Origin of the sequence: Mesorhizobium sp. M2A.F.Ca.ET.043.02.1.1, from assembly GCF_003952405.1 — a bacterium.
In the GTDB taxonomy this organism is placed as follows: Bacteria; Pseudomonadota; Alphaproteobacteria; order Rhizobiales; family Rhizobiaceae; genus Mesorhizobium.
The window spans coordinates 3,903,109-3,929,509 of record NZ_CP034445.1; the positions used below are offsets into that span (position 1 = coordinate 3,903,109).

25 protein-coding genes are annotated in these 26,401 nt (G+C 65.1%); 13 read left to right on the top strand and 12 right to left on the bottom strand.

Annotated features, from left to right (window positions below):
• Window positions 1–195 precede the first annotated feature (195 nt).
• The gene (locus tag EJ068_RS18705; protein WP_128315502.1) at window positions 196–894 is read right to left on the bottom strand and encodes a PIG-L deacetylase family protein; all 699 of its coding nucleotides are present in this window, start codon (window positions 892–894) and stop codon (window positions 196–198) included.
• Between the two features lie 21 nt (window positions 895–915).
• On the opposite strand from EJ068_RS18705, the gene EJ068_RS18710 reads away from it, so the two are divergent.
• The 5 genes from EJ068_RS18710 to nhaA all read left to right on the top strand — a co-directional run bounded on the left by EJ068_RS18710 (window position 916) and on the right by nhaA (window position 8,193).
• Window positions 916–1,806, top strand: a complete 891-nt coding sequence (locus tag EJ068_RS18710) for a DMT family transporter (RefSeq protein WP_127249385.1) — start codon at window positions 916–918, stop codon at window positions 1,804–1,806.
• Window positions 1,807–1,851: 45 nt separating this feature from the next.
• Window positions 1,852–4,314, top strand: a complete 2,463-nt coding sequence (gene hrpB / locus EJ068_RS18715; RefSeq protein ID WP_127249386.1) for an ATP-dependent helicase HrpB — start codon at window positions 1,852–1,854, stop codon at window positions 4,312–4,314.
• A 226-nt stretch (window positions 4,315–4,540) separates the two neighbouring features.
• Window positions 4,541–5,866 (top strand): ActS/PrrB/RegB family redox-sensitive histidine kinase, encoded by a 1,326-nt coding sequence (locus EJ068_RS18720; protein WP_127249387.1) that lies wholly within the window; start codon window positions 4,541–4,543, stop codon window positions 5,864–5,866.
• Window positions 5,867–6,091: 225 nt separating this feature from the next.
• Window positions 6,092–6,655: an ActR/PrrA/RegA family redox response regulator transcription factor gene (locus EJ068_RS18725; protein ID WP_108703014.1), complete on the top strand. Its 564-nt coding sequence runs from the start codon at window positions 6,092–6,094 to the stop codon at window positions 6,653–6,655.
• Window positions 6,656–6,999: 344 nt separating this feature from the next.
• Window positions 7,000–8,193 (top strand): Na+/H+ antiporter NhaA, encoded by a 1,194-nt coding sequence (gene nhaA, locus EJ068_RS18730; protein ID WP_127249388.1) that lies wholly within the window; start codon window positions 7,000–7,002, stop codon window positions 8,191–8,193.
• On the opposite strand, the gene EJ068_RS18735 is transcribed toward nhaA, so the two are convergent.
• The 5 genes from EJ068_RS18735 to EJ068_RS18755 all read right to left on the bottom strand — a co-directional run bounded on the left by EJ068_RS18735 (window position 8,190) and on the right by EJ068_RS18755 (window position 11,513).
• Window positions 8,190–9,236 carry an RNA polymerase subunit sigma-70 gene (locus tag EJ068_RS18735; protein WP_127249389.1) on the bottom strand — a complete coding sequence of 349 codons (1,047 nt, stop codon included), beginning with the start codon at window positions 9,234–9,236 and terminating at the stop codon, window positions 8,190–8,192. The two genes, nhaA and EJ068_RS18735, sit on opposite strands and share 4 nt — an antisense overlap.
• Window positions 9,237–9,278: 42 nt before the next feature.
• Window positions 9,279–10,025 (bottom strand): SDR family oxidoreductase, encoded by a 747-nt coding sequence (locus EJ068_RS18740; protein ID WP_127249390.1) that lies wholly within the window; start codon window positions 10,023–10,025, stop codon window positions 9,279–9,281.
• A gap of 188 nt (window positions 10,026–10,213) precedes the next feature.
• Window positions 10,214–10,714, bottom strand: coding sequence for an MmcB family DNA repair protein (locus EJ068_RS18745; RefSeq protein WP_189342622.1), 501 nt, complete (start codon window positions 10,712–10,714; stop codon window positions 10,214–10,216).
• Window positions 10,715–10,785: 71 nt separating this feature from the next.
• Window positions 10,786–10,989: a hypothetical protein gene (locus EJ068_RS33345; protein WP_245463149.1), complete on the bottom strand. Its 204-nt coding sequence runs from the start codon at window positions 10,987–10,989 to the stop codon at window positions 10,786–10,788.
• 302 nt (window positions 10,990–11,291) lie between these two features.
• On the bottom strand, window positions 11,292–11,513 hold the full coding sequence (locus EJ068_RS18755) for a hypothetical protein (protein WP_127249393.1): 222 nt from the start codon (window positions 11,511–11,513) through the stop codon (window positions 11,292–11,294).
• Window positions 11,514–11,680: 167 nt separating this feature from the next.
• Between EJ068_RS18755 and EJ068_RS18760 the strand changes: the two genes are divergently transcribed.
• Window positions 11,681–12,151 carry a nucleoside deaminase gene (locus EJ068_RS18760; protein ID WP_127249394.1) on the top strand — a complete coding sequence of 157 codons (471 nt, stop codon included), beginning with the start codon at window positions 11,681–11,683 and terminating at the stop codon, window positions 12,149–12,151.
• Between the two features lie 13 nt (window positions 12,152–12,164).
• Here the strand turns inward: EJ068_RS18760 and cueR are convergent, their stop codons facing one another.
• Window positions 12,165–12,554, bottom strand: coding sequence for a Cu(I)-responsive transcriptional regulator (gene cueR / locus EJ068_RS18765; RefSeq protein WP_042645833.1), 390 nt, complete (start codon window positions 12,552–12,554; stop codon window positions 12,165–12,167).
• Between the two features lie 227 nt (window positions 12,555–12,781).
• Between cueR and EJ068_RS18770 the strand changes: the two genes are divergently transcribed.
• Window positions 12,782–13,399 (top strand): L,D-transpeptidase, encoded by a 618-nt coding sequence (locus tag EJ068_RS18770; protein ID WP_042645832.1) that lies wholly within the window; start codon window positions 12,782–12,784, stop codon window positions 13,397–13,399.
• 299 nt (window positions 13,400–13,698) lie between these two features.
• Here the strand turns inward: EJ068_RS18770 and EJ068_RS18775 are convergent, their stop codons facing one another.
• The 3 genes from EJ068_RS18775 to trpS all read right to left on the bottom strand — a co-directional run bounded on the left by EJ068_RS18775 (window position 13,699) and on the right by trpS (window position 16,176).
• The gene (locus tag EJ068_RS18775; protein WP_127249396.1) at window positions 13,699–14,268 is read right to left on the bottom strand and encodes a NifU family protein; all 570 of its coding nucleotides are present in this window, start codon (window positions 14,266–14,268) and stop codon (window positions 13,699–13,701) included.
• A gap of 193 nt (window positions 14,269–14,461) precedes the next feature.
• The gene (locus EJ068_RS18780; RefSeq protein WP_042645830.1) at window positions 14,462–14,953 is read right to left on the bottom strand and encodes a universal stress protein; all 492 of its coding nucleotides are present in this window, start codon (window positions 14,951–14,953) and stop codon (window positions 14,462–14,464) included.
• Between the two features lie 155 nt (window positions 14,954–15,108).
• On the bottom strand, window positions 15,109–16,176 hold the full coding sequence (gene trpS, locus EJ068_RS18785; protein ID WP_127249397.1) for a tryptophan--tRNA ligase: 1,068 nt from the start codon (window positions 16,174–16,176) through the stop codon (window positions 15,109–15,111).
• A 232-nt stretch (window positions 16,177–16,408) separates the two neighbouring features.
• Between trpS and EJ068_RS18790 the strand changes: the two genes are divergently transcribed.
• On the top strand, window positions 16,409–16,654 hold the full coding sequence (locus EJ068_RS18790) for a PSK operon transcription factor (protein ID WP_042645823.1): 246 nt from the start codon (window positions 16,409–16,411) through the stop codon (window positions 16,652–16,654).
• Complete coding sequence (locus EJ068_RS18795; protein ID WP_127249398.1) at window positions 16,654–17,058, top strand: type II toxin-antitoxin system VapC family toxin; 405 nt, start codon at window positions 16,654–16,656, stop codon at window positions 17,056–17,058. The genes EJ068_RS18790 and EJ068_RS18795 overlap by 1 nt, the downstream gene beginning before the upstream one ends.
• On the opposite strand, the gene murJ is transcribed toward EJ068_RS18795, so the two are convergent.
• Together murJ and EJ068_RS18805 are read right to left on the bottom strand one after the other, a co-directional pair.
• The gene (murJ, locus tag EJ068_RS18800; RefSeq protein ID WP_127249399.1) at window positions 17,033–18,640 is read right to left on the bottom strand and encodes a murein biosynthesis integral membrane protein MurJ; all 1,608 of its coding nucleotides are present in this window, start codon (window positions 18,638–18,640) and stop codon (window positions 17,033–17,035) included. The genes EJ068_RS18795 and murJ overlap by 26 nt on opposite strands.
• Before the next feature lie 40 nt (window positions 18,641–18,680).
• Entirely contained in the window at window positions 18,681–21,482 is a 2,802-nt protein-coding gene (locus EJ068_RS18805) for a [protein-PII] uridylyltransferase (RefSeq protein ID WP_127249400.1), read from the bottom strand.
• Between the two features lie 188 nt (window positions 21,483–21,670).
• On the opposite strand from EJ068_RS18805, the gene EJ068_RS18810 reads away from it, so the two are divergent.
• The 4 genes from EJ068_RS18810 to EJ068_RS18825 all read left to right on the top strand — a co-directional run bounded on the left by EJ068_RS18810 (window position 21,671) and on the right by EJ068_RS18825 (window position 26,396).
• On the top strand, window positions 21,671–24,175 hold the full coding sequence (locus tag EJ068_RS18810) for a heavy metal translocating P-type ATPase (protein WP_127249401.1): 2,505 nt from the start codon (window positions 21,671–21,673) through the stop codon (window positions 24,173–24,175).
• 43 nt (window positions 24,176–24,218) lie between these two features.
• Window positions 24,219–24,608 (top strand): DUF305 domain-containing protein, encoded by a 390-nt coding sequence (locus tag EJ068_RS18815; RefSeq protein ID WP_127249402.1) that lies wholly within the window; start codon window positions 24,219–24,221, stop codon window positions 24,606–24,608.
• Between the two features lie 89 nt (window positions 24,609–24,697).
• Window positions 24,698–25,543, top strand: coding sequence for an aldo/keto reductase (locus EJ068_RS18820; RefSeq protein ID WP_127249403.1), 846 nt, complete (start codon window positions 24,698–24,700; stop codon window positions 25,541–25,543).
• 43 nt (window positions 25,544–25,586) lie between these two features.
• On the top strand, window positions 25,587–26,396 hold the full coding sequence (locus tag EJ068_RS18825; protein ID WP_127249404.1) for an MBL fold metallo-hydrolase: 810 nt from the start codon (window positions 25,587–25,589) through the stop codon (window positions 26,394–26,396).
• Window positions 26,397–26,401 lie beyond the last annotated feature (5 nt).

Consider the following 26,401-nt stretch of genomic DNA (forward strand, 5'->3'; position numbering starts at 1 on the left):
TTTCAAGAGCCCCTCAACCCTCGCTCCTCCGAGGGCCTAAAACACGAAGCGCGATGCGCTGCCGATGTTTAGTAATTTGTTTAGTGATGCTCTTTTTACTAAACAACGCAAGCGAATTCGTTGCTGCGCCGCAGCATGCCAAAGCGCGTCATTGAAATCGTTGGGAAATGATCACCGGACCTGTTTCGGCCGCGGTCAGCTGGCCCCGGTGGCAGGGCTGGGGCTTGCCATGACCGGCCGGATCGCCGGCGCCGGCGGCAGCAGCGCGCGTATGTCAGCGAAGGGGAAAATAGGCTCGAAGCGGAAAGCTTCCGCCAGCGCGCCGGAGGCGCCGTTGCACTGGCCGGCGCGAAACTCGTTCTGGAGGCGCGCCCGGTGCACATAATGCTCCGGGCCTTGCGACTGGTGCGCGCGGATCGCTTCAGCCTTGATCTCCCAATGCTGCGAGATCTCGACATAATGCGTCGGTGAAAAACCGGTGCCGCCGAGCGTGTCGGCATGCAGCACCGGCACCGCGAAGGACCCCGCGCTGCGCACGCCGTCGGACAGCGCGCGGTGGTCGCCATGATAGTCATAGGGCGCATGGGTGATCGCGAGGTCGGGCTTCACCTCGCCGATCAGCGCCTTCAGCGCCGCAATCAGCGCGGCATCGGCGACGAGTTCGCCGTCGGGAAAGTCGAGGAAGCGCGGCTCGACGCCTAGCAGGCTTGCCGCCTTGGCCGCTTCCTTGCGCCGCCTGCGTGCAAGCGCCGCCGGGTCGCCCATACCGCCCTTGGCACCATCGGTGGCTATCGCAAAATTGAGCTCTGCGCCTTGCGCGGCATAGGCGGCCAGCGTACCGAACATGAATATCTCGATGTCGTCGGGATGGGCGCCCAGCGCCAGTATCTTCACGTCTTCTCTCCCGGAAATGACATGCCGAACGGAATTCTGCTCGCTCTCATCGCCTATGCAAGCTATTCGTTCAGCGACGCCGTCATCAAGAGCCTGGGCGGGCAGTTCACCGTCTTCGAGATCGGCTTCTTCTCGACCCTGTTTGCCGGCTGCTTCCTGTTCTTCACCAAGCCCGGGGACGAGCGCTGGCGCGATTTCTGGCGCACCAAAAGGCCTTGGGCGGTGCAAGCGCGCGCTCTGGCCGGCATCGTCTCTGGCGTGCTCAGCGTCTTTGCCTTCACCACTATTCCGCTGGCGGAAGTCTACGCGCTGATCTTCCTTGCGCCGTTGCTGGTCACCATCCTGTCGACAGTCATCCTCAAGGAGAAGGTCGGTCCCTGGCGGTGGCTCGCCGTGGTCGCCGGCTTTGCCGGCGTGATGCTGGTGGTGCGGCCGGGTTTTCGCGAATTGCATCTCGGCCATCTCGCCGCCTTCGCCAACGCCTTCCTCGCCGCCATCAGCGTCATCCTGATGCGCTCGCTCGCCCAGCAGGAAAAGCGCACGACGATCCTCGGCGCGCTGGTCGGCTACGGCCTTGTCTTCAACGGCGTCGGCGCGGCCGCCACCTCGTTCGCGCTACCCAATCTCGGGCAACTGGTCTGGCTGATGATGGCGGGCCTCTTCACCGCCGGCGGGCAGCTGCTGCAATTGCTTGCGGTCAAATACGCGCCGGCAAACCGCATCGCGCCGACGCATTATTCGCAGATCGTCTGGGCGGTCATCCTCGGCGCGCTGTTCTTCCAGGAATATCCCGACTGGCTGTCGCTGGTCGGCCTGGCGGTGGTCGGCGCATCCGGCCTGCTGACGATGGTGCGCGAAGAAGTCCGGCTCGGCACCGTGCGCTGGAACCCGTTTTCGCGCACCAGGCTCTGAGCGCATACGTTGCATGGCGACCGCGACCGCTGATATGCGGGCGACATGATGACGAAACCCTTGCCGGAGCTTCCGGTCACAGCCGTGCTGCCGGCACTTGGCGAAGCGCTCTCGCAGCGGAACAGCGCCGTGCTGGTGGCGCCGCCCGGCGCCGGCAAGACGACGCTGGTGCCGCTGGCGCTGCTCGACGCGCCGTGGCTGGGGGAGGGCCGGATCGTGCTGCTCGAACCGCGGCGGCTCGCCGCCCGCGCCGCAGCCCGCCGCATGGCTGAACTGCTCGGCGAGGAGCCGGGCGGCACGGTCGGCTACGCCATGCGCATGGAGAACCGGACCTCGGCACGGACAAAGATCCTGGTTGTCACCGAAGGCGTGCTCTCGCGCATGATCCTCGACGATCCGGAGCTGCCGGGCGTCTCGGCGGTGATCTTCGACGAATTTCACGAGCGCTCGCTGGACGGCGATTTCGGCCTGGCGCTGGCGCTCGACGTGCAGGGCGCGTTGCGGCCGGACCTGCGCCTGCTGGTCATGTCGGCGACGCTCGACGGCGCGCGCGTGGCGAAGCTTTTGTCCGAAGCGCCGGTGATCGAAAGCGAGGGCCGCGCCTTTCCGGTCGAGATCCGCTACGACGAACGGCCGGCAGGCACGGCGGTCGAGGACGCCATGGCCAAGGCCGTGCGCTCCGCATTGGCCACCGAGCAGGGCAGCGTGCTCGCCTTCCTGCCTGGACAGCGCGAGATCGAGCGCACCGCCGAGCGGCTTCAGGGCAACGTTGCGGCCGACACCGATATCGTTCCGCTCTACGGCCAGCTCGACAACAAGGCGCAAGACCAGGCGATCAGGCCGGCGCCGGCCGGCCGCCGCAAGGTGGTGCTGGCGACCTCGATCGCCGAGACGTCCATCACCATAGATGGCGTGCGCGTCGTCATCGATTCCGGCCTGTCGCGCCTGCCGCGCTATGAGCCGGCAAGCGGCCTGACCAGGCTGGAGACGGTGCGTGTCAGCAGGGCCTCGGCCGATCAGCGCGCCGGCCGCGCCGGGCGCACGCATGCCGGCGTGGCGGTGCGCCTGTGGCGGGCCGAGCAGACCGCGTCGCTTCCCGCCTTCACGCCGCCGGAAATCCTCGAGGCCGATCTGTCGGGCCTGCTGCTCGACTGCGCCGCCTTCGGTGTCGCCGATCCGTCGAGCCTGTCCTTCCTCGATCCGCCGCCGGCGCCGGCGCTCAACGAGGCAAGGGTTCTGCTCAAGGCGCTGCACGCCAGCGATGAGGCAGGGCGGCTGACGGAAGCAGGCGCCGCCATGCGCAAGCTGGCGCTGCCGGTGCGGCTGGCGCATATGGTGGCCGAAGCCGCGAAGACCGGCCATGCGCTCGAAGCGGCGACGCTTGCCGTGCTTTTGACCGAGCGCGGGCTGGGCGGCGACAGCGCCGATCTGGAGCGGCGTCTGATCCGGTTTCGCGGCGAGAAATCGCCGCGCGCCAACGCCGCCAGACAGCTCGCCGAGCGTCTGGCCAGGCAGGCCGGTGGCGGGCAGGGCGGCGAAGCGGCCTCTGCCGGCCCCCTTTTGATCCATGCCTGGCCGGATCGCGTCGCGAGGGCGCGCGGCGAGCGCGGCCGCTTCGTGCTCGCCAACGGTTCGGGCGCCATGGTCGATGCCGCCGATCCGCTCGCCAACGAAACCTGGCTCGTCGTCGCCGACTTGCAGGGCAAGGCGCAGAACGCCCGCATCACCGCGGCCGCGCCGGTCGGCGAAGCCGATATCCGCGCCGCTCTTGCCGATCGCTTCGAAACGAAGCGCGAGACGAGCTTCGACCGCGAGCGCCGCGCCGTGCGCATGCGCGAGACCGCCAGGCTCGGCGCCATCACGTTGTCCGAACGCATGCTGCCGGCGCCGTCCGGCGCCGATGCCGACCGCGCCATCCTCGACGCGCTGAGAGAGCACGGCCTGTCGCTGCTCGATTGGGGCAAGGAGGCGGAAGCGCTCCGCCGGCGGCTCGGCTGGCTGCATCGCGGCCTCGGCGCGCCCTGGCCAGACGTTTCGGATGAAGCGCTTGTCGAGCGCCTCGACGACTGGCTCCTGCCGTTTCTTTCCGGCGACGCGTCCTTCGCGGCCATCAAGCCGGCGACTTTGTCGTCGGCGCTCATGGCGCTTGTCCCCCATGACCTGCAGCGCAAGGTCGACGCGCTGGCGCCGACCCATTTCGACGCGCCGTCCGGCAGCCATGTTCCCATCCGCTATGACGGCGAATGGCCTGTGCTGGCGATCCGCGTGCAGGAACTCTTCGGCCTCGACCGGCATCCGTGCATCGCCAACGGCACCGTGCCGCTGACCCTGGAGCTTCTGTCGCCGGCGCATCGCCCGATCCAGACGACGCGGGACTTGCCCGGCTTCTGGCGGGGCTCCTGGGCGGATGTGCGCACCGACATGCGCGGCCGCTACCCAAAGCATGTCTGGCCGGAAAACCCGCTGCTGGCCGCCGCCACCAGCCGCGCCAAGCCGCGGGGAACGTGATCGTGGGCGGGACGATCTTTGACAGGCCGCTTGCGTTGACGGACCGCATGCATTGGCGATTGGCGCAAAAGCCCATCACGTCGTCATCCTCGGGTCTGCGCTCCGCTTCGCGTCGCTCCGCCCGTGGATGACGAAATCGCGAAGGGCCTCGGCTAATGCGAATCGCGCAAGGCGCCTTTTACAGCACTACTAGCGCTTACTCTCCCGCGGTTATAATCGTAAGTCGATGATAAACATCCTGCGCGCGCCTGATTCCCAGCCAAGCCAGCGGTTGCGGCTCAACACGCTGGTCCGCCTGCGCTGGCTGGCCATCGTCGGCCAGAGCCTGACCGTGCTGGTCGTCGCCTATGGGCTGAAATTCCCGCTGCCGGTCTCGATGTGCTTCGCGCTCATCGCCTTGTCGGCGTGGATGAATCTGTGGCTCACCTTCCGCTATCCGGCCGCGCATCGGCTCACCCCGCTCTCGGCCTTCGCCATCTTGACCTTCGACGGCCTGCAGCTCAGCGGTTTGCTTTACATGACCGGAGGCTTGACCAACCCGTTCTCGGTGCTGCTTTCCGTGCCTGTTGTCATTTCGGCCGCGTCGCTGCCGCTGCGGTTCACCGCGATCCTCGGCGCGCTGGTCATGGTGGCCGCGACGCTGCTGGTGTTCTTCCACCTGCCGCTGCCCTGGTACCAAGACGCGCCGTTGCCGATGCCCTTCATCTATGTCGCCGGCATGTGGATGGCGGTCTTCGCCTCGATCGCCTTCACCGCGATCTATGCCTTCCGCGTCGCGGCGGAAGCGCGCCTGCTCGCCAACGCTTTGGCCGCCACCGAGCTGGTGCTGCAGCGCGAGCAGCATCTTTCGGCGCTGGACGGGCTGGCCGCCGCCGCCGCGCATGAGCTCGGCACGCCGCTGGCCACCATCACTGTGGTCGCCAAGGAGATGGAAAAGGCGCTCGGCAAGGACCCGAAATACGGCGAGGACGTCAAGCTCCTGCGCTCGCAGAGCGAACGCTGCCGCGAGATCCTGAAGCGGCTGACCAGCCTGTCCTCGGAAGGCGAAGCGCATCTGTCGCGCATGCCGCTCACCTCGCTGATCGAGGAGGTGACGGCGCCGCACCGCGATTTCGGCATCTCGATCCGGCTGCGGCCCGGCGAGCGCATCGGCGCCGAGCCGGTCGGCCAGCGCAACCCCGGCGTCATCTACGGGCTCGGCAATCTGGTCGAGAACGCTGTCGATTTCGCCCGCAAGTCGGTCACCGTCAGCTGGAGCTGGGACAATGAGACGGTCACCTTCTCCATCACCGATGACGGGCCGGGGTTCCCGGCCGAGATCATCGACCGCATCGGCGAGCCCTATATGTCGACGCGCCAGGGCACGGAGGCGGGCGGCGGCCTGGGGCTTGGTCTGTTCATCGCCAAGACCTTGCTGGAACGGTCCGGCGCCACTATCGATTTCCGCAATTCGAGCGGGCTCGGCGAAGGCGCGGTGGTGCAGGTCGTCTGGCCGCGTGGCGTCTTCCTCAACCAGGATCAGGCTTCGGCCACCATGTTCGACAATGCGTAACCTTGGCTGGATGGTGCGTCGACCTTGCAAGCACCGCATGGCAGCTCTGTTGCCGGCTCTAAAAATTGGACATTGCTCTTGCGGGACTGTATCTGCGTAAAAGTGAAGCATGTCGCCCAAAATTGTGTCTGGAAAAGCGGCATGCCCGAAAAACATGGACTTCGAGCGCCTTCGCCGGAATTCGTTTCGACGGGTAGCGCTTTTGGTCAATAGGGTGCCGATAAGATGAGCGGAGACGAGACGGCTGGCGCAATGGTCGAGGGCGAGGACACCTCGCTGCTCATCGTCGAGGACGACAAGCCCTTTCTCACCCGGCTCGCCCGGGCCATGGAAACCAGGGGCTTCGTGGTCGAGACGGCGGAAAGCGTCGAAGAGGCTGTCGCCAAGGCGCGCGCCCATCCGCCGGCCTATGCGGTGGTCGACATGCGTCTCGGCGACGGCAACGGCCTCGATGTCGTTGCAGCCATCCGCGAAAAGCGCGACGACGCCCGCGCCATCATCCTGACCGGCTATGGCAACATCGCCACCGCGGTGACGGCGGTGAAGCTCGGCGCCATCGACTATCTCTCCAAGCCCGCCGATGCCGACGACGTCTTCGCCGCGCTCACCCGCACCTCCGGCGAACGTGCCGCGCCGCCGGAAAACCCGATGTCGGCCGACCGCGTGCGCTGGGAGCACATCCAGCGCGTCTACGAAATGTGCGACCGCAACGTTTCCGAGACGGCGCGCCGCCTCAACATGCATCGCCGCACCCTGCAGCGGATTCTCGCAAAGCGGGCGCCGCGTTAGGCATCGCTGAGCGCGCAGCATTATGCGCTACAGGTCGGTCTTGGTCCGGCTTGTAGTGAAGGAGCCAACCGCCAAAGCCGGCGCTGCCCCTCATCGCCCTACCGGGCACTTCTCCCCGTATAGTGACGGGGAGAAGGGGCTGGCCGCACCTCGGAGATTTAGCGAAATCCTAGGCGAGAGCGCATCTTCTCCCCGTTCCACGGGGAGAAGATGCCGGCAGGCAGATGAGGGGCAGCGCCGGCGTTCGGAAATGACAGATACGCCGCGACGATTGCCTTCGATGCTTGCCCGGCCGTTGAAGTTTGCGCATCATCGCGCCGCCGAAAGGGAAGTGAGGAGGAGAAATGCAGGCTTTGGATCAACGGCCGAAATTGATCCTGCGCGAATTCCTCGACGGCGAGGCCGCGGGCGGCATCATCCTGATGGCGGCCGCGGCCCTGGCGCTCATCGTCGCCAACTCGCCTTTGGCCGAGACCTATTTCGCCGTGCTCCACGCTTATCTCGGGCCGCTCAGCGTCTCGCACTGGATCAATGACGGGCTGATGGCGGTGTTCTTCCTGCTGGTCGGGCTGGAGATCAAGCGCGAGATGCTCGACGGGCAGCTCTCGACCTGGCCGCGCCGCGTGCTGCCCGGCATCGCCGCCGCCGGCGGCATGGTGGTGCCGGCGCTGGTCTATGTCCTGGTCAACCGCGACAATCAGGCGGCACTCTCCGGCTGGGCGATCCCCACCGCCACCGACATCGCCTTCGCGCTCGGCGTGCTCTCGCTGCTCGGCAGCCGTGTGCCGGCCTCGCTGAAAGTCTTCCTCACCGCTTTGGCCATCATCGACGATCTCGGCGCCGTCATCATCATCGCGCTGTTCTACACCAGTGGCCTGTCGCTCGCGTATCTGGCCGCCGCCTTTGCGGTTATCGCTCTGCTGGTCGTGCTCAACCGCATGCGGGCCATGAAGCTCTGGCCGTATCTCCTGCTTGGCGTCGTCCTGTGGGTGCTGGTGCTGAAGTCGGGCGTGCATGCCACGCTGGCCGGTGTCGCGCTGGCGCTCACCATCCCGCTGGAGCGGTCTCCCGGCATCAGCCACGATAAAGAACATTCGCCGCTGCACCGGCTGGAGCACGGCCTGCACAAGCTCGTACCGTTCCTCGTCATCCCGATCTTCGGCTTCGCCAATGCCGGCGTCTCGCTCGGGGACTTAAGCTTTGCAGCCCTTGTCGAGCCGCTGACGCTCGGCGTCGCCGCCGGCTTGGTTCTCGGCAAGCTGGTCGGCGTTTTCGGCTCCTCGGCGCTCGCCATCCGCTTCGGCCTCGCCGACCTGCCGGTCAATGCCGGCTGGCTGCACATGCTGGGCATTTCGCTGCTCTGCGGCATCGGCTTCACCATGAGCCTGTTCATCGGCCTGCTCGCCTTCGCCGCCGATCCGGCGCTCCAGGACGCGGTGAAGGTCGGCATCCTCGCCGGCTCGCTGGTTGCCGCGCTGCTGGGCGCCGCCGTGCTGCTGACGGCGCCCGCGGCCGGCGCGGATGAGGATGTGGACTAGACCCTTAAGGCAAGTGGCTCCGGCGGTAGGCCAAAGGCCTCGAACAGGGCGGGGCCGAGCGGCGGGACATAGATCGTCAGCGAGGCGATCTTGCCGTCGGTGTTTTCGATGACATGCAGCGAATGCGGCCGCCAGGTGGAATCCCGGCGGCCGAGCGCGTAGATGCCCACCGCCGGCTGGGCGTTGGCGCCGACGGCCACCGCCCGATAGCCGGCAAAATTGCCCCAGACGGTTCGAAGGAAAGCGCCGATCGCTGGGCGTCCATGGTACCATTCCCGCCAGGGCGGCATGTGGTAGACGGCGTCCTCGCGCAAAAGGTCGACAAGCCCCGCGAGATTGTCGGCCTGCCAGGCCTGCATATAGCGTTCGAGCAGCACGCCTTCGTCCGCGCTGGGCCGCGACCGCTGCGGCGGGCGCACTTGGCGGTTGCCCAGTGTCGTTCGGGCCCGCTGCAAGGCGCTGTTGATCGAGGCCGTAGTTCCGCCGAGCAATTGCGCGGTCTCGATGGCGGACCATCCGAGCACATCGCAAAGCAGGAGGGCCGCGCGCTGCCTGGGCGGCAGCAGCTGGATCGCTGCGACAAAGGCGAGCCGTACCGCCTCGCGAGCCTCGTAGCGCGCTTCCGGGCCGGGCCCGTCGTCGGCAATATCCGGCAGCTCCGCGTCCGGATATGGCTCCAGCCAGGCGAGTTCCGCGGTCGGGCCGCCGGTCGCGCCTCCTTCGGAGGGCGGCCGCCCGGGCTGCTCGAGAATGCGCCGCGCCGACGACCGTGCCTTGATCGCGTTGAGGCAGCTCTTGGTGGCGATCGCGTAGAGCCAGCCGCGCGCCGAGCCGCGCCCGTCGAATTGCGACCGCGCGCGCCAGGCCTTGAGGAACGTCTCCTGGACGAGATCGTCCGCCTCGTTGAGCGAACCCATCATCCGGTAGCAATGCAGTTTGAGCGCCCGGCGGTGGGCGACGCTCAGGCGTTCGAAGGCCAGCCGGTCGAGGACCGGCCGGCCTTGCCTATCTAAAGGCTCGAAGGGGCCGGAGGCGTCAGTCATGGGAAGCCCGGCGCGCTGAATTCGGCCGCCATCCTGCTCGCCTCACGCTGCTGCCGCAAGGCCGTTGCCGCTCACGGTAAAGGAACTGCCCTGCGGCTTGCCCGACGCGAGCTCGACCACTGCCCGTCCGACATCGTCCGGCGTCTGCATGTCGCTCAAGCTGGCGAGGAAGTCGGCCGGGCGGATGCCCATGTACGCGGCAATGCTGTCGATGCCGCGATCGCCGACCCCGGTGCCCGGCATGATGCGGGCCGGCGAAAGCGCCATGAAGCGCAGGCCGAGGCCGAGCTTGTCGGATTCCTTCTGGCAGTGGCCGGCCAGAAATATCTGCATGCGCTTGGCGCCGGCATAGCCGCCTGAATTCGGCGGGCCGCCGGTGACGGCGGCGCCGCTGGCAATCAGCAGCACGCGGGCTCCGGGCTTCAGCCGACCCTTGAGGGCTTCGCGGCAGAACAGGAACGATGCCTTGACATCCATTTCCCAATTCGCCGAGAAGACTTCCCAGCTCTGCTCCTGGATCGGCGCGGCAGCGGCGAGCGCCCCCGCGCAGACCACCAGCACGTCGGGCGCCAGCGCATTGAAAACCGCTTGCGGCGCGGCTTCCGCCGTCGCGTCCATGCTGAGGGTCTTCAAGCCCGGCCGTTCCCAGGCAAGCTGCTTCAGGTCGGCGGCGCCTCGGGCGACGGCAAGCACGGTCGCTCCCGCGCCAAGCGCGGCTTCCACGATCGCGCGGCCGACACCCCGGCTGCCTCCAACCACGACGACATTCTGATTTTGCAACGGTTTCATGTGATCACCTCTTTTCCGGGCCGCCGGCCATCCGGACGCGCCTGTAGGTGAAGACAATCGAGATCGGCGTAAATCATCGGTGCGAGACGAAAATTCTCGTCGGCCGCAGGCGGGGGTTCGCTTTGAGCCCTGGCTCGACGTCGGACGCCGATGGCAAGACGCCGGCGCTCAATCCTTGCGCGGAGGATCTACTCGCTCTCGCCGTCCAGCGCCGGCACCGCGACGCCGGCAAGCTCGGCTGCCAAGAGCCGCGCGGCGCCCGCCCGCGCGATCCGCAGCATCAGCGCCTTGCGCGTTGCCCCCGCCATGCGGTGCTCCGGCGCATCGCGCAGGATCTCCGCGCCATAGCCGTCGGAAAGGATGAAGCCGCATTCCTCGGGAAAGATATCCTGCTGAACGCCGGGATGGGTGGCGAAGAAGAAGCGGTCGGAATGGAGCCGGTAGTCGGGCCATTTGCGGTCGACGCGGAAATCCTCGATCGAGGATTTGATCTCGATGATCCAGATGTCGCCTTGTCTTGTCAGCGCGACGAGATCGGCGCGCCGGCCGGTGGCCAAAGACAGCTCCGGCAGCACATGCGCGCCCATTTCGCGGAGCAGCCGCTGCACGCCACGCCGCACCAGCATGGCGCGCTCCGACTGGCGGCCGTCGATCAAGGGGTTGAGGGTAATCGGGGAAACGATGGGCATGGGGGACACCATGCCAGATTTTGTTCACGGTTTGAACCCCTGTGGGCGGGCGATTATATATTTGAACCACCCTACTCTTGGATATCAAATCCGGTTGCCAGCCCTGCCAAGAGCATGGCTGACAGTTCGCGGGACCTCTCTGTGAGCCGGCGGTTGGTCTCTATGAGTTCTTGAGTTTCCTTGATGCGGACCAGGCTTTCCCATTCCCGCTGATAGACTTCCTTAGCAAGCTTTTTGGTGTCTTCGATTCGGTGCATCACGATGGCAGCCTTCAAATCGGGACGCGCGTCCGCCTAGCTCTAGAAACTCGCGACGCGGGAAACTGTTCCCTGGCGGCGAACGGCAAGCGCCGCACTTGTAGAGGCCGTGGCGCTCGACACAATGCGGCTCTTTCTTCGACGGCTGCGAGCGAACGCTTCCAGCTTGTAGTGGCACCTCGCGACTATCGCATTCGGGCCAACTAGCGTCCTTTGCGATTATAGTTGGGAAAGCCGAGCAGACGCACCTGCGGACTGTCGCGCATTGTATGGCTAACGGGTTTGCGGCTCAGCCCTTGGGGATGAAGGCTGCCACACCGTTACTGCGAATCCTTCGCCCGAAACTCGTCCGCCAGAAGCCTGGCGAGGTGATCCCGGCTCAGGCTCCGCGTTTCCTTCAGGAACCACAGGAAGTTGCGCGGGCCGTCCGTCGGCAAGCCGCTTTCCTCGGCTTGGGTGATCACCCCGCGCTGGCGCTCTATCCGCTGTTCAATCTCGCGGATGTGCTGCTCGACGCGTTCGATATCTTCCTGGATGCCCAATGGCCCATGATGGCGGCGAAGATGGACAAAAGCCAGCGTGATGAAACCCCAACGCCCGGATGGATAGGGGTCCTTGCAAGCGCTCGCTCGAAATGGCGGCGCAAGCGAAGAGAAGTTCTTGCTAATCATATGCCTCGGCAGCAATCTCGCCGTGAGAGGATTTCCCCATGACCCGTGATCAGATGCTCGCCCACCTTCGGTCCGCCGACGCCGTCGCGCGCGAGGCGGCGGCGCATGGGCATCATCCTTTCGGTTCCGTGCTGGTTGGACCCGACGATCAGGTGCTGATGCGCCAGGGCAATCTCGACACCGTCCGCCATGCCGAGACCGAGCTCGCCCGCCGCGCGGCGGCGGCCTATGAGCCGGAGTTCCTGTGGCAATGCACGCTGGTCACGACCGGCGAGCCTTGCGCGATGTGCGCGGGAACGATGTATTGGGCCAATATCGGGCGGCTGGTCTACGGCTACGAGGAAACCGATCTGCTGGCGCTCACCGGCGATCACGAGGAGAATCCGACGATGAACCTCGCCTCGCGCACCGTTTTCGCTTCCGGCCAGAAGAAGATCGAGGTCTTTGGTCCGTTCCCCGAAATCGCGGAGGAGCTACTCGCCCCGCACCGCGATTTCTGGAAGCGCTGACGGACCTCGGACCTCAGGCCGCGCCCGCCATGTCGTCCAGGATCGGGCAGTCCGGCCGGTCGTCGCCGTGGCAGGCGTGGATCAGCTTTTGCAGCGTCGAGCGCATCGACTGCAATTCGCGCACCTTTTCCTCGATCGCCCTGACATGGGCGGCGGCGATCTCGCGCACGTCGTGGCTGGCGCGGTCGCGGTCCTGATAGAGCGCCATAAGCTGCCTGCAATCGTCGATTGAGAAGCCGAGATTGCGCGCGCGGCGCAGGAAGGCGAGCCGGTGGATATCCTCGCCGGAATAATCGCGATAGCCATTGTCGGCCCGCGCCGGACGGATCAGTCCGATCTCCTCATAGTAGCGGATCGTCTTGGCCGGCAGGCCGGAACGTTCGGCGGCGTCTCCGACATTCATGGCGCTCTCCTCGAGTCCCTGGCGGCCCTTGAAGCCGCCTCATTGATTTTGTTTCACAATCCTGTGAGGCCTGTTGCGGAAATGCCGCAGTTCGGCATCTACCGTCAGGTAAGGCCTTGCATATAGGCAGTGCGCGCTTGGCAAGCAAAAGAAATGCCAGCATGAATGATGGCAAGAAAGCGGCCGACTCGTGCCGCTGATACAGAGACAGGGCGTCGGACCTTTTCATGCGCTTGAAGTCGTTTGCAATCCTCGCCGCCCTTGCGCTGTCGACCGCGGTCAGCGGCTGCAGCACCATCGGCGGGCAGTTGTTCACCAACAACTATGGCGCGATGACCGATGCCGGCTATCAGCTGCCGCGCATCCCGATCGAGAAGGTCCCCGCCAGGTACCACCGCCAGGAAGTGCGCTATGACACTTCGGAAAAGCCGGGCACCATCATTGTCGATACCCAGAACAAGTTCCTCTACTTCATCGAGGGCGACGGCATGGCGATGCGTTACGGCATCGGCGTCGGCCGCGAGGGTTTCGAGTGGCACGGCACCGCCCACATCGCGCTGAAGCGCGAATGGCCGACCTGGACGCCGCCTTCGCAGATGATCAAGCGCCAGCCTGAGCTCGCCAAGTTCGCCGGCGGCATGGAACCGGGCCTGAAGAACCCGCTCGGCGCGCGCGCCATGTACCTCTTCAACAAGGGCGGCGACATGGGTTACCGCCTGCATGGCAGCCCGGAATGGTTCTCGATCGGCAAAGCGATGTCGTCGGGCTGCATCCGGCTGATGAACCAGGACATTATCGACCTCTACGACCGCACGTCGGTCGGCGCCAAGGTCATCGTGATGTAAGGACCATGATCCCGAAAAGTGGAAGCCGGTTTTCGGGAAAGATCATGGTCAACTAAAGAGTTTCGCAGGCGGACCGTCTAGGCAACAACAAGACGTCCTGAAAACAGAAAGCCGGGCTGTTGGGGCCCGGTTTTTTGTTTTTTGGGTGGTGCGGCTCGACGCCCTTTTGAGAGTTCGTCCTGCTGAATCCATATGGTTTGGTTTTCGAGAACCGGAGCGGAGCGTACGTTTAAGTACGTGGCACCGGAAGCGCAGAAAACCGAAGCAGATGGTCAGCAGGGTAGAACTATCAATGGGCGTCAGGCGACCTGCTCGACCTGCTGGACCTCCGGAACGAAGTGGCGAAGCAGGTTCTGGATGCCGTGCTTCAGCGTTGCGGTCGACGACGGGCAGCCGGCACAGGCGCCCTTCATGTGCAGGAACACGGTGCCGTTCTCGAAGCCGCGGAAGGTGATGTCGCCGCCGTCCTGGGCAACCGCGGGACGCACGCGCGTGTCGAGCAGTTCCTTGATGGTCAGCACCAGCTCCTCGTCGGCCTTGTCGTAGAACTCGCCGGTCCCGCCGGCTTCGCTCGCCGGAGCGACCGAGGCCATGACCGGCGCGCCGGACATGAAATGTTCCATGATGGCACCGAGGATGGCCGGCTTCAGATGCTGCCAGTCCGGGCCGTCCTTGGTCACGGTGATGAAGTCATAGCCGAAGAAAACGCCGGTGACGCCCGGGATCTCGAACAGACGGCCGGCTAGCGGCGAGGCCTCCGCCGCGGCTTCGGCGTTGCGGAAATCGGCTGTGCCTTCGCGTAACACTTCCTTGCCCGGCAGGAATTTCAGCGTGGCCGGGTTCGGCGTCGATTCGGTCTGGATGAACATGGGTATCTCCAGGCCCTTCCCGGGCCGATAGTTTGGAATAATTCTAAATAGGCTCTATCGGCTGGACATTCAAGCGAAACGCGTCGCTGGAACGGCTGGCTGGCGGAATGTTTTCGACCCTCATCCACTTGAGATGTGTTGAGATTCAGGTCAGGCCGTTCGCAGACCGGCCTCACCTGAATATCAGCACATCTCAGGCGAGGCTGTCGATCTCCTCATCCGACAGATTCTGCGGCACCACCGTGACAGGAATTGGGAAAGCCGCCCCCCGGCCGGCAACCGCGCTGACCAGCGGTCCCGGACCTTCCTTGCCGGCGCCGGCGGCCAGCACTAGAATGGCAATGTCCTGGTCGTCCTCGATCAGCTTGTGGATCTCGTCGGTTGGCTTGCCCTCGCGCACCACCAGTTCCGGCTCGATGCCGACGCTCTGGCGTACCTTGTTGGCGTGGCCGTCGAGGGCTCCGCGCGCCGTCGCGTTTGCTTCCTCGCGCATGATCTTTTCCACGCCCAGCCAGTGCTGGAAGTCGTCAGGCTCGATGACATAGAGCAGCACCAGCACGCCGTTGGTGTGCTGCGCCCGCTTCGAGGCGTAGGCGACCGCGCGCTCGCATTCGGGCGTGTCGTCGATGATCGCCAGGAATTTGCGGCGATGGCCGGCTTCGCGGCTGAGGCGTTTGGAGACCATGTCTATCTGCTCGGTATCAATTCGGCCGCAATCTGCCACCGCCGCGAACCGGCGGCAAGCCACCGGCCGGCGTGGCGATGGTCCTGGAGCAATTCCAGGAAAAGTGTGAAGCGGTTTCCCGTCCGGAATTGCGTCGAAACAATTAGACCGGTCGGTCAGTCCTGCAGCAGGCCGATAATGTCGCGCACCGTCTTCATCGTGCCCTCGGCGATGGCGCGGGCCCGGTCGCCGCCGTCCTTGAGCACGGCGTCGACATAGGCGCGGTCGCCCTGGATGCGGCGCATCTCCGAAGCGATCGGCGCCAGCTTCTCGACCGCAAGGTCGGCCAGCGCCGGCTTGAACACGGAAAACTGTTGGCCGCCATATTCCTTCAGCACGTCTTCCTTCGAGATCTCGGCCAGGCCCGCATAGATGCCGACGAGGTTCTCCGCTTCGGGCCGGCTTTCCAGCCCGTCGACCTCGCTCGGCAAGGCCTCCGGATCGGTCTTGGCCTTGCGGATCTTCTTCGAGATGGTGTCGGAATCGTCGGTCAGGTTGATGCGCGACAGGTCGGACGGGTCCGACTTCGACATCTTTTTGGAACCGTCGCGCAGGCTCATGATGCGCGCCGCCGGACCGCCGATGACCGGTTCGGTGATCGGGAAATAGCCGTTCACGGTCTCCTCGCCGACCTGCATTTCGACGCCGACGCCGAGCGCCGCGATCTTCTCGGAGAAGTCGTTGTTGAACTTCTGCGCGATGTCGCGAGTGAGCTCCAGATGCTGCTTCTGGTCCTCGCCCACCGGCACATGGGTGGCGCGGTAGAGCAGGATGTCGGCGGCCATCAGGCTGGGATAGGCGAGCAAGCCGAGAGAGGCATTCTCGCGGTCCTTGCCGGCCTTGTCCTTGAACTGCGTCATCCGGTACATCCAGCCTATGCGCGCCACGCAGTTGAAGATCCAGGCAAGCTCGGCGTGTTGCATGACCCGCGACTGGTTGAAGACGATGTGCTTCTTCGGGTCGATGCCGGAGGCCAGGAACGCAGCGGTGATCGAGCGGGTCTGGTCGCCGAGGTCATGATGGACGAGCTGCGCCGTCAGCGAATGCAGGTCGACGACGCAATAGATGCAGTCGGACTGTTCCTGAAGGGCGACGAATTTCTTGATGGCACCGAGATAGTTGCCGAGATGCAGATTGCCGGTCGGCTGGACGCCCGAAAAGACGAGTGGCTTGAAGGGGGACATGAGTTCCTCATGGCTTGTGGAGGGCCGTTTCGCGCGCGGCGAAAGTCTTTCGACGGGCGCGCTTATGGCCGAAGGGGACAGCGGGATCAAGAGGCTGCCGGCTCAGCGCCTACAATCTTCCTATCTTGGGATTTGATCTGGCTCCCGTATCTCCCGTTCCGGGGTCCGCCATTGATGTATCTCGCATAGTTTGCTACATTGTGTTAGCTACATAGAGAAATGTAGGATAGCGATGACCATCAATATCAACAATAAGGAAGCGGACAGCCTGACTCGCACCTTGGCGAGGATCGAGGGTGTCGGCATCACCGAGGCCATCGTGATCGCCATGCGCGAAGCCTTGGAGCGTCGCCGCAATCGTGAGACGCCGTTGGAGACGGCTGCTCGGCTCAGGGCCGAATTTGGAATTGAGTTGAGCGAGCAGGCGCGCAAGCCGCTGCCTCGTTCGGTCTACGATGAATTGTCTGGCGACGACTGATGTTTGTCGACGCTGCAGCCATCGTCGCGATGCTAAGCAACGAGGTCGAAGCCGAGCGCTGCGCGCGAGCGGTCACGGAAGCGTCGGCACCGCTCACTTCCGCCATCGCCGTGTGGGAGGCGGCGATGGCGCTAGCGCGACCGGAAAAGCTAGCCATACCGGTCGTCAGAAGTGCGGAGATTGTGGGCCGCTTTCTGGAAGAGCGGGCAATTGCGTTGCGCGAGCTTCCGCCCGCACCCGAGGCAGCGTCGCTATCTATCGAGGCCGCGTCGCGGTTTCGCAGCAACGCCATGCGCCTGAACATGGCGGATTGTTTCCACTACGCTTGCGCCCACTACTACGCAGTTCCGATGCTTTCCACCGCCGACGAATTCAGGCTCACTGATCTGGAGACTGTTTCGTGACTGGCGGCGCAGATTTTGCCTCGCCCCGCTTCACGTTCCTGCGGATCATGCCGAATTCGGCGCCGCCGGTGCCGAAGGCGGCGATGAAATAGAGCGCCGCACCCCCGCCGACCAGCGCGAACAGCGTCGTCGCCTTCACCACCAGGGGCGAGCCGGGCCCTAGCCTTGCGGCGAAGTAGTGCTCGGCGAAGTAAAGCGCGGTCGCCATGATCACCGCCGACAGCACCAGCCTTGGAATGCGCTTCAAGAGCGGGATGTCGCGGCCCCAATGACCGCGGCGGATCAGCATGGCGAGCAGCATCAGCGCGTTGACCCAGCCCGCGACGGCCGAGGCCACCGCTATGCCCGGCGCCCCCATGGACGGGAATAGGGTGAGCGCCGTGGCGACGTTCACGCCGACCGAAATGGCTGCGAAGATCATCGGCGTGCGCGTGTCCTCGCGCGCGAAATAGCCCGGCGTGAAAGCCTTGATCAGCACGAAGGCGGGCAGGCCTAGGCCGAAGATCGCCAGGATCGAGGCGACGATCGGCGTCGAATGGTTGGCGGCGAAAGCGCCGCGCTCATAGACCAGCCGCACGATCGGTTCCGACATCACCCAAAGCGCCGCGGCGGCCGGCAATGTCATGAACAGGGTGAACTCGACCGAGCGGTTCTGCAGGTTCGCGGCCTCGACGAGGTTGCCCGATTTCAGCGCCCGCGACAGCTCCGGCAACAGCACGATGGCGACGGCCACGCCGACGACGCCGAGCGGCAGTTGGTAGATGCGGTCGGCATAGGCGAGCGACGACACCGCGCTGTTCTGCGCCGAGGCGATCGCCGTGCCGATCAGCTGGTTGATCTGGGTGATGCCGCCGGTGATCGCCGCCGGCAGCGCCAGGATCAGCAGCCGCTTGACGTTGGGCGTCATCTTCGGACGGCGAAAGCCGATCGAGATGCCGGCATGGCGCACCGCGATCCAGACGATGGCGAGCTGCACGATGCCCGCCGCCAGCACGCCCCAGGACAGGCCGAAGCCGACATCATGCGCATCCAGCCCGTGATACCAGGCGTAACCCAGCACGGCGATCAGGATGATGTTGAGGAAGGCGGGCGCGATCGCCGCCGCGAAATAGCGGCGCAGCGAATTCAGCATGCCGGCCATCATGGCGCCGAGCGACATGCAGATGAGATACGGGAACATGATCGTGGCAAGCCTGACGGTCGTCTCGAACTTGCCGGGGATATCGGCAAAGCCCGGCGCCACCAGGTAGCGCACGATCAGCGGCATCGCCAGTTCCATGGCGATGGTGAGCGCCAGCAGCGCCGAAAACAGCACCCCGAACACTTCCTCCGAGAAGCGCTTGGCGCCTTCATTGCCGTGCTGCTCGATCTCCTTGGCGAACAGCGGCACGAAAGCGGCGTTGAAGGCGCCTTCGGCGAACAGCCGGCGGAAGGTGTTGGGAAACTGGAAGGCGGCGTTGAAGGCGTCGGCGACCGGCCCGGTGCCGAGCGCCGCCGCCATCAGCATCTCGCGGCCGAAACCCAGCGCGCGGCTCATCAGCGTGCCGGAAGCGACGGTGGCGAATTTCTTGACGAGGCTCATGCCGGGGATGACTGCCAGGGAAATTGCGTCAAATGGATGGTCACTCGGCCGCCGCCTTGGCCTTGCCGTTGCGTTCCGACGAATTGCCTTCCAGCGTATCGATCAGCCGCTTGTGGATGGTGGCCGTGCGCGTCGGGCTGTCGATCTTCTGTCCGGTCAGGTCGGTGACGTAGAATGTGTCGATGACCTTCTCGCCGAAGGTGGTGATATGCGCCGAGGCGATGTCGAGCGAAAGGTCGGAGAGCGTGCCGGTGATCTCGGACAGCAGGCCAGGCCGGTCCAGCCCCTCGACCTCGATCACCGAGAAACGGTTGGACAGCGTGTTGCGGATCTCGGCGCGCGGCGGAATCCTGAAAACCTTGGCGCCACGCCTCGGCTTGGTGCGCTTCTCGATCATCTCCGGCAGCCAGCTCTTGCCGGACAGCACGTCCTCGATCAGCCGGCCGACGCGCTCGGCGCGGCGCCGCTCGTCCTCATCGAGGTCGAACTCCCTCGAGATCAGGATAGTGTCCAGCGCCCGCCCGTCGGAAGTGGTGAAGATCTGTGCGTCGACGATGTTGCCGCCGGCCCCGGCACACGCCCCGGCGATGATCGAAAGCAGGCGCGGATGGTCCGGCGCCAGCACGGTGATCTCGGTCACCGCCTCGAATTCATGCGTCTTGACCATGGTCGCGAGCTTCTTGCCCGCCGCATCCGCCTCACGGATGAAGTCGGCGTGGCGCAGCTGGTCGTTGAGGTCGACCGTCAGCAGGTAGTTCTCATAGTGCTGCGCGACATAGCGCTTGCGCTCCTTGGCCGGCCAGGCCGAGAGCGCCTCGGCCAACCGTTCGCGCGCGGCGGCGGTGCGTTGCGCCCGCGACACTTCCGAGAAGCCGCCGGTCAGCAGCAGCTCGGTCTCGTAATAGAGCGTGCGGAGCAACTGGCCCTTCCAGCCGTTCCACACGCCCGGCCCGACGCCGCGTATGTCGCAGACGGTGAGGATCAAAAGCAGCTTCAGCCGCTCCACCGACTGCACGATCGAAGCGAAATCCTCGATCGTCTTGCGGTCGTTGAGGTCGCGCGTCTGCGCCGTCATCGACATCACAAGGTGGTTTTCGACCAGCCAGGCGACGGTCTCGGTATCGGCCGGCGACAGCCCCATATGCGGGCAGATGCGTCGGGCGATGCGGGCGCCGGCCTCCGAATGGTCTTCCGGCCTGCCCTTGGCGATGTCGTGCAGCAGCACCGCGACATAAAGCGCTTCGCGGCTCTTCTTCAGCCCCGGCATCAGCGAATGCGCCAGCGGGTGAATCTTCTCGCCATCGCCGCGCTCGATCTCGGCCAGCACGCCGATGCAGCGGATCAGGTGCTCGTCCACCGTATAGTGGTGGTACATCGAGAACTGCATCATGGCGACGATCTTGCCGAAGTCGGGGATCAGCCTGCCGAGCAGCCCGGCCTCGTTCATGCGCCTGAGATTGAGCTCGGCGTTGCGGTCCGAGGTCAATATGTCGAGAAACAGCCGGTTGGCCTCCTCGTCGCGCCGGAGCGACTTGTTGACCAGGCCGAGCGAGCGGGTGAGCAGCTTCAGCGCGTCGGGGTGGAACTCCAGCCCATGCTTGTCGGCGAACCAGAACAACCTCAGCAGGTTGACCGGGTCGCGTTCGAACACGCCATCGTCGGCGATGTTGATGCGGTGGTTGTCGACGATGAAATCGGACGTGCCGGCAAGCTTGCGCTTGCGCCGCTGGAAGGTGAGGAAGATGCGGTTGAAGCCAGGCACATGCTTGGCTTGCTCTTCCTCGAGCGCCGCGCAGAAGATGCGGGTGAGGTCGCCGACATCCTTGGCGACGAGGAAATAGTGCTTCATGAAGCGCTCGACCGCCGACAGGCCGGGATGCGTCGTATAGCCCAGACGTTCGGCGATCTCGCGCTGGATGTCGAAATGCAGCCGCTCCTCCGCCTTGCCGGTGAGGAAATGCATGTGGCAGCGCACCGCCCAGAGGAAATCCTCGGCCTTCTGGAACTCGCGATATTCGGCTTGGGTGAAGACGCCCTTCTCGACCAGCTCCTCGCCGGTGCGCACGCGGTAGAAATATTTGCCGATCCAGAACAGCGTCTGCAGGTCGCGCAACCCGCCCTTGCCGTCCTTGACATTGGGCTCGACCAGATAGCGGCTTTCACCCGCCTTGGCGTGGCGCTCGTCGCGCTCGGCAAGCTTGGCCTGCACATATTCCGGCCCGGTCGTGCGCACCACCTCGTGGTCGAAGCGGGTGAGCAGCTCTTCATAGAGCTTCTGTTCGCCCCACAGGAAACGCGCCTCGAGAATCGAGGTGCGGATGGTGATGTCGCTGCGCGACAGCCGCAGGCAGTCCTCGATGTTGCGGGTGGCGTGGCCGACCTTCAGCCCCATGTCCCACAGCATGTAGAGCATATACTCCACGATCTGCTCGCCCCATGGCGTCTGCTTGTAGGGCAGCAGGAACAGGAGGTCGATGTCGGAGCCCGGAGCCAGCGTGCCGCGGCCGTAGCCGCCGACCGCCACGACCGCCATGCGCTCGGCCACCGAACGGTTCTTTACCCGGTAGACATGGGTGGCGGCGAAATCATAGAGTGCCCGGATCAGCTCATCCATCAGATGCGAGAGCCGCTCGGCGCAGGCATTGCCGCCGCCATCCTCCTTGAGCATGGCCTCGGCGATCTTGCGCCCCTCCGCCAGCCTGGCTTTGAGCAATTGGAGCACGGCGGTGCGAACCGCCGGTCCCGAACCGTCGCCGGCGCTTGCCGACGTCAGCGCGGTCAAGTCGCGGCGCAAGGCGTCGCCATCGATGATTTCGTTGAGTTTCAGGGAGATCTTTGCCATTCGGCGGCGTCTATAGCCTGTTTTCTTCGCGCTGTGTATGGGGCTGGCGTCCGCGTTTCCGATGGCGCGCGATTGATGCAGCGCAAGGCCAAACGACCAGAATTTCCGAAAGTCGAAACTGGCGCTTGACCTTCCAGTAGCTGGAAGGACTACCTCCGCCTCAATTCAAGAATTCCGAGGCATTGCTGATGACCCATTCCGACCACAACCATCATCACTCGCATGGCGCATCCTGCTGCTCCGCGAAAGGTGCAGCGTCAGCGGCCGAAGCTGTGATTCGCGATCCTGTCTGCGGCATGACGGTCGATCCGGCGGCCGGCAAGCCGACGGCCGAGCACGGCGGACGAACCTTTCATTTCTGCAGCGAGCGCTGCCGCACGAAATTCGTAGCCGAGCCGGAGAGCTACCTGACGGCCACCGATCCTGTCTGCGGCATGAGCGTCGACCGCGCCAGCGCCAGGCACTTTGTGCGTCATGATGGCAAGGGCTTCTATTTCTGCTCGGCCGCTTGCCAAGGCAAGTTCGAGGCGGAGCCGGCAAAATACCTCGCCGGCCGGCCCGAGCCGCAGCCGATGCCGAAGGGCACGCAGTACACCTGCCCGATGCACCCTGAAATCATCCGCGACAAGCCCGGCTCCTGCCCGATCTGCGGCATGGCGCTGGAGCCGATGGGCGTGCCGACCGGCGATGAAGGCCCAAATCCCGAGCTGGTCGATTTCACGCGCCGGTTCTGGGTCAGCGCGGCGCTTTCCGCTCCTCTCCTGATCTTCGCCATGGCGCCGATGCTGGGCCTCAGCTTGGAAAGTCTCATCGACGGCCGGACGAAGACATGGGCAGAGCTGGCGCTGGCGAGCCCGGTGGTGCTTTGGGCGGCGTTTCCGTTCTTCCACCGCGGCTGGGAATCGGTTGTCAACCGCAGCCCCAATATGTGGACGCTGATTTCGCTGGGCGTGGGCGCTGCCTATCTCTACAGCGTGGTCGCCGCCCTGTTTCCGGACATCTTCCCGCATCAGTTCCGCGACCATGACGGCGCCGTGCCGGTCTATTTCGAAGCCGCTGCCGTCATCGTCGCGCTTGTCTTCCTCGGCCAGGTGCTGGAACTCAGGGCCCGCGAGCGCACCGGCTCGGCCATTCGCGCGCTCCTCGACCTTGCCCCGAAGACGGCGCGTCTGATCGGCGCCGACGGTTCCGAGAAGGATGTGCCGCTCGACAGCGTGCAGACGGGCGACCGGCTGCGCATTCGTCCGGGCGACGCCGTTCCGGTCGACGGCACCGTGCTGGAAGGTCGCTCGGCGATCGACGAATCGATGATCACGGGCGAGCCGCTGCCGGTCGAAAAGACGGAAGGCTCCGCGCTTACCGGCGGCACGCTGAACAAGAACGGCTCGCTGGTCATGCGCGCCGAGAAGGTCGGCGCCGAGACCACGCTGTCGCGCATCGTCGAGATGGTCGCCAAGGCGCAGCGCTCGCGCGCGCCGATTCAGGGGCTGGCCGACCGCGTGTCCTTCTATTTCGTGCCGGCCGTGGTGCTCGTCGCCATCATCGCCTTCGTCGCCTGGGCGTTCCTCGGCCCAGAGCCCAGCCTGATCTTCGCCATCGTCTCGGCTGTGTCGGTGCTGATCATCGCCTGTCCCTGCGCGCTCGGTCTGGCGACGCCGATGTCGATCATGACGGCGACCGGCCGCGGCGCGCATGCCGGCGTGCTCATCAAGGAAGCGGCGGCGCTGGAGCGTTTCGCCTCGGTCGACACGCTGATCGTCGACAAGACCGGCACGCTGACCGAAGGCAAGCCGCGGCTTACCGATGTCGTCGCGGCCGGAAATATCGATGAGAACGATCTGCTGGGTCTTGCCGCCGCGCTCGAAAAGGGCTCGGAGCATCCGCTGGCCGAGGCGATCGTCGAGGGCGCCGCCGCGCGCGGCCTGAAGCTGGCCGAAGCCGTCGATTTCGAAGCCGTCACCGGCAAGGGCGTCTCGGGCACGGTTACGGGCAGGAAGGTCGCGCTCGGCAATGCGGCGATGATGGCGGACCTCGGCGTCGAAACGCCGGCGGCCAATGCCGAGGCGATGCAGGCCGAAGGCAAGACGGCCATGTTCGTGGCCGTCGACGGCGGCTTCGCCGGCATCGTCGCAGTGGCCGATCCCGTGAAGGCAACGACGGCCGAGGCGATCAAGGCCCTGCACGATAGGGGTCTGAGGATCATCATGGCAACCGGCGACAACGAGCGCACGGCAAAAGCGATCGCCGGCAAGCTTGGCATCGACGAGGTCCGCGCCGGCCTGCTGCCGGATGAGAAGGGCGCGCTGGTCGAGCAGCTGCGCGCGAGCGGCGCTGGCGTGGCCATGGCCGGAGACGGCGTCAACGATGCGCCGGCGCTGGCCGGCGCCGATGTCGGCATCGCCATGGGCACCGGCGCCGATGTCGCGGTCGAAAGCGCCGGCATCACGCTGGTCAAGGGTGACCTCAACGGCATCGTCAGGGCGCGCACGCTGGCCCAGGCGACGATCCGCAACATCCGCCAGAACCTGTTCTTCGCCTTCCTCTACAACGTGCTTGGCGTGCCGGTCGCGGCCGGCGTGCTCTATCCGCTCACCGGCACGCTTCTGTCGCCGATGATAGCGGCGGCGGCGATGAGCCTGTCGTCGGTGTCGGTCATTGCCAATGCTTTGCGACTGACGACGTTGAAACTCTGAAGGAAGCTCCCAGATACGAACCTCAACCACAAGGAGACCTTGAATGACCCTGGCCAAGAAAATCGTGCTGCTTTTGATGGCGGCGGGAATGCTGCTTGCCGTCTTCCTCGAAAGCGTGCCGGCCTCGTCGGAGGAGATGAAGCACGACATGTCCAAGATGGCCATGGGCGCCCAGAGCCCGGCCACGGCGGGCTATGAGGCGGCAATGAAGAAGATGCACAAGGACATGGCGATCAAATACACCGGCAATGCCGATGTCGATTTCGTCCGTGGCATGATCCCGCATCATCAGGGCGCCATCGACATGGCCAAGGTGGTGATCGCCAACGGCAAGGATCCGGAAATCCGCAAGCTCGCCGAAGGCGTGGTCAAGGCGCAGGAAGCCGAGATCAAGGAAATGAAAGACTGGCTCGCCAAGCACCCGGCGAAGTAGCCGCTACCGGGAAATCCAAGCGGCCAGACGGCTTTGGTCTGGATTTCCGGTTGTGGCTATGCTGCCATCTGGCCCACGCGGAGGAAGCCATGCCGTCAACAGTCAGGACCCTCAAGCTGCCGTCCGGCGAGGCCGTTCCGGTGCTGGGCCAGGGCACCTGGAAGATGGGGGAGGACCGCAGGCGCCGCACCGATGAAGTCGCGGCGCTGAAACTCGGGCTGGACCTCGGTATCATACTGATCGATACCGCTGAAATGTATGCCAGCGGCGGCGCCGAGGAAGTGGTGGCGGAGGCCATCGCCGGGCGCCGCGACGAGACTTTTCTGGTTTCCAAGGTGCTGCCGACCAATGCGTCGCGCGCCGGCGTGAAGCGAGCCTGCGAGAACAGCCTGAAGCGGCTTTCCACCGACCGGATCGATCTCTATCTGCTGCATTGGCCGGGCAGCGTGCCGCTATCCGAAACCGTCGAGGCCTTCGAAACCTTGAAGAGGGAAGGCAAGATCCGCCACTGGGGCGTCAGCAATTTCGACACCGACGAGATGGAGGAACTGGTCGGTCTGCGCTCGGGCAGCAACGTCCAGACCAATCAGATCCTCTACAATCTCTCGCGGCGCGGGCCGGAATTCGACTTGGCACCTTGGAGCCTGAAGCGCGGCATCCCGCTGATGGCCTATTCGCCGGTGGAGCAGGGTGCGCTCGCTCGGAATGCTCGGCTCGAAGCCGTAGCCTCGCGCCACAACGCCGCCGCCGCCCAGATCGCGCTCGCCTGGGTGATGGCGCAGCCGGGCGTCATCGCCATTCCAAAGGCAGGCCGGCAGGAGCATGTCCGCCACAATGCCGCCGCGCTAGACATCAAGCTGACGCCTGAGGATTTCGCTGAACTCGACCGCGTCTTCCCGCCGCCGACGCGCAAGCGCGGCCTGGAGATGATCTAGCCACAACTTCGATCCGGATTTGCGACTGAACCGGGAGCAGGCATTGGAACGAATTTCCGCCGGACCGCATCACACGGCCTATAAAATCGGCGACTTGACCGTCACCTCGCTGCGCGACGGTTATGTCGACATGCCGGTCCGGCGGCTGCATAAGCCGGGAGGCGAGTCCTTCGGCGACGATCTCCCCCCGCAGGTGCCGCTCTTCGACGGCGCGCTCAGATTGTCGGTCAATGCCTTTGCCATTGACGACGGCCATGAAATCACGCTGATCGACACGGGTTCCTCGAACGCCTGGCACCCGACAATGGGGCTCCTGCCGCAGGCGCTGAGCGAGGCGAGGATCGCCGTCGATCGGATACGCACGGTTGCCTTCACCCACACGCATCTCGACCATATTCACGGGCTTATCCGTGCCGATGGTCGCGACGGTTTCCCGCAGCTCTCCCGCCTGCTTGTCCCTCGAGCCGAGCTCGACATGTTCCGGTCGGTAGCGAGGTTGAGCCGCTTCCATGACCGAGCGGAACCTTTGGACCCTGGACAGCAGCTGAGCGCGAATATCGAGGCCGTCGCCGCTCCCGGCCATGAAATCGGCCATACCGGCTTTCGTGTCACGAGCGGCGGCGAGACGTTGCTGGTCTGGGGCGACATCGTGCATGTGCCGTCGCTTCAGTTCGACCGGCCGGAGGTAGCGTGGGAATTCGACGCCGACCAGGACCAGGCGCGCGAGACCCGGCTGCGCATTTTGGCGCTTGCCGCCGACAACGCCTGGTGCGTCGCCGGAGCGCATCTCGATTCGCCGGGCGTCGGCCGGATTTCGCGAGGCGAAACAGGCTTTCGCTTCGAACCTCTGTAGGAACG